2 protein-coding genes are annotated in these 1,978 nt (G+C 68.3%); both read left to right on the plus strand.

Going from position 1 to position 1,978, the window contains the following annotated elements:
- Positions 1 to 86: 86 nt before the first annotated feature.
- Positions 87 to 1,154, plus strand: coding sequence for an HAD family hydrolase (locus WDW90_RS36645; RefSeq protein ID WP_336492646.1), 1,068 nt, complete (start codon positions 87 to 89; stop codon positions 1,152 to 1,154).
- 133 nt (positions 1,155 to 1,287) lie between these two features.
- A partial coding sequence (locus tag WDW90_RS36650) for a multiheme c-type cytochrome (protein WP_336492647.1) occupies positions 1,288 to 1,978 on the plus strand: 691 nt, incomplete at its 3' end.

Genomic DNA, 1,978 nt, shown 5'->3' on the forward strand with positions numbered 1-1,978 from the left:
GGCAGCTTCTCGATCGAGCAGGCGATGGAGAAGCTCAGGCTGCCGCCCTCCAGCAATTAGCCCTGGCGTCGTTCGGAGGAGAGCGCATGGGACCGAATGATGCGTCTTCCGGGGTGAGCCGCCGCAGTTTGCTCGCCGCGGCGGCGCTGCTCCCGGCTGTGGCCGGGCCGCTCCGTCCCGGTACCACGCCGGCGCAGGGTGTGGTGCCGAGCAGCGCGCTGCCGTCTTGGAACGATGGGCCGGCGCAGACGGCAATCCTCGATTTCGTGCGTGCGGCGACCGACCGGTCGAGCCCGAGCTTCATCGTGCCGGAGAACCGCATTGCGGTCTTCGACCAGGACGGCACGCTCTGGGTCGAGCATCCCATGTATACTCAGGTGATGTACTGCCTCGAACGGGTTCCGGCCGTGGTGGCAAAGCGGTCGGAGCTGAAGAGCGTTGAGCCGTTCAGGACCGTGCTTTCCGGCGACCGGGAGGCCATGGCGAAGCTCTCGCGGGGCGACCTCGAGAAGATCCTCGCCGCGACATTGACAGGGATGACCGTGGAGGAGTTTCGCGCTGAGGCGCGGACTTGGATCGAGAAGGCTCAGCACCCGCGCTGGAAACGCCCCTATACCGAACTCGTCTACCAGCCGATGCTCGAGGTCCTGCGCTACCTGCGCGACAGCGGCTTCAAGACCTACATCGTGACCGGTGGCGGCCAGGACTTCGTGCGCGTCTACGCCGAACGGGTCTACGGTGTTGCGCCCGAACAGGTGGTCGGCACCGCCGGGGCAACGAAGTACGGCTACGGCCGAGACGGCAGGCCGATCCTGACCAAGGAGCCGAAGCTGCTCCTGAACGACGACAACGCCGGCAAGCCCGAGGGCATCTACTTCATGATCGGCCGCCGGCCCCAGGCCGCGTTCGGAAACTCGACGGGCGACCGCGAGATGTTGGAGTGGACCGGCGCGAGCGGGGGGCAACTGAAGATGCTCGTGCTGCATGACGACGCCGCGCGCGAGTACGCCTATGGCCCGGCGAGAGGATTGCCCGACAGCAGGGTCGGCCGCTTCACGCCGGCGCTCGACGAGGAGGCGCAGCGGCGCGGCTGGACGGTGATCAGCATGAAGAACGACTGGAAGCGCATCTTCGCCTTCGAGTCGGGTTCGTGATCGGGCCGGAGGCGAGCGGCTCACGATACCCTGGCGGCCTCGCGCGCCGGGATGATCGATCGTGACGCGAGGCCGACGGAGAGCGCTCGCGAGACGCCTGCCGCGGAGCCCGCTCGCCGAGGCGGCACCGAGCTTGAGCGCGCAAGGCGCAGCGGCCCCCGATCGAGCGAGATCCAAGCCCTGGCTGGCGGCCTTGGCCGCGGCGCTGGCGGCGCTTCTGGGCGGGGTGGCGCTTCAGTCGCAGCAGGGCGCCTCCCGTGCGACGCCAGCGCACTCGGATGCCGGCGTCGAGGCCGCCTTCGTCGGCAGCGCGGCCTGCGCGACCTGCCACGCCGGCGAGGCGCAGCTTTGGCGCGGCTCCCAGCACGAGCGCGCCATGCAGCACGCGAACGACAAGACGGTGCTGGGCGACTTCAACGACGCGCGCTTCGAACATTTCGGCGTGACGTCGCGCTTCTTTCGCAAGGACGGCCGGTACTTCGTCGAGACGGACGGGCCGGACGGCAAGCTCGCCACGTTCGAGGTCACCTACACGTTCGGCGTCGACCCGCTGCAGCAGTACCTGGTCGCGTTCCCGGACGGTCGGCTGCAGGCCCTCTCGATCGCCTGGGACAGCCGCCGGAAAGAGGCTGGTGGTCAACGCTGGTTCCACCTCTATCCCAACGAGGAGATCCGGCACGACGACGTCCTGCACTGGACCAAGCTGAACCAGAACTGGAACTTCATGTGCGCCGAGTGTCACTCGACCGGCCTGCGCAAGAACTATGATCCGGCCCGCGACCGCTTCGCCACCACGTGGGCCGAGATCAGCGTCGGCTGCGAGG

The sequence above is a fragment of the Methylobacterium nigriterrae genome, assembly GCF_037106235.1.
GTDB lineage: Bacteria > Pseudomonadota > Alphaproteobacteria > Rhizobiales > Beijerinckiaceae > Methylobacterium > Methylobacterium nigriterrae.

What these genes read in the sequence shown, in the direction of transcription:
- WDW90_RS36645 (WP_336492646.1), top strand. Translation starts at nt 87, where the DNA reads ATGGGACCGAATGATGCGTCTTCCGGGGTGAGCCGCCGCAGTTTGCTC.